The 792-nt window shown below is 66.9% G+C and carries 2 protein-coding genes; both read left to right on the top strand.

The window, feature by feature from the left end; genetic code table 11:
- The coding region (locus WN73_RS11680; protein WP_271552858.1) for a response regulator at nucleotides 1-263 on the top strand (263 nt) is incomplete at its 5' end.
- 81 nt (nucleotides 264-344) lie between these two features.
- Nucleotides 345-792, top strand: a 448-nt coding sequence (locus WN73_RS11675) for a chemotaxis protein CheW (protein ID WP_097532634.1), incomplete at its 3' end; no start/stop codon positions are given.

Here is a 792-nt window from a genome sequence, read left to right as displayed (position 1 = left end):
TCGACGTGGTCCTGACCGACATCGAGATGCCCGACATGAACGGGTTCGAGTTCGCCGAGGTGATCCGCTCCGACAACAATCTGGGCGCGATGCCGATCATCGGCCTGTCCGCGCTGGTGTCGCCGGCGGCGATCGAGCGCGGCCGTCAGGCCGGCTTCCACGACTATGTCGCCAAGTTCGACCGTCCCGGTCTGATCGCGGCGCTGAAGGAGCAGACCGCGGGCGCCGCCGGCGCCTCCGAGCTGAGCCGGGCAGCGGCGTAAGAGCATGATCCGGAAAAGTGTGAAGCGGTTTTCCGACGAGATCATGCTCAAAACGAAAAAGCGGGATCAGGAGATACGCTGATGGCCAACAAGACCCAGTCCACCGAAGGCGCCATGGTCGAATACGTCACCGCGATGATCGGCGGCCAGCTGTTCGGCCTGCCGATCTCCCGCGTCCAGGACGTGTTCATGCCCGAGCGCGTCACCCGCGTTCCGCTGTCCTCCCGCGAGATCGCCGGCGTCCTCAACCTGCGCGGCCGCATCGTCACCGTGGTCGACATGCGCGCCCGCCTCGGCCTGCCGAGGCCCGAGGACGGCAAGGTGCCGATGGCGGTCGGTGTCGACCTGCGCGGCGAATCCTATGGCCTGCTGATCGACCAGATCGGCGAGGTGCTGCGCCTGCCCGAGGACGGCAAGGAAGAAAACCCCGTCAACCTCGACCCCCGCATGGCCAAGCTCGCCGGCGGTGTCCACCGCCTCGACGGCCAGCTCATGGTCGTCCTCGACGTCGATCGCGTCCTCGAGCTCG

This window comes from Bradyrhizobium sp. CCBAU 45394, from assembly GCF_028128655.1.
Lineage (GTDB): Bacteria > Pseudomonadota > Alphaproteobacteria > Rhizobiales > Xanthobacteraceae > Bradyrhizobium > Bradyrhizobium diazoefficiens.
Note: the sequence above shows the minus strand (reverse complement) of the source record. Positions and strands in the feature narration are given on the sequence as shown.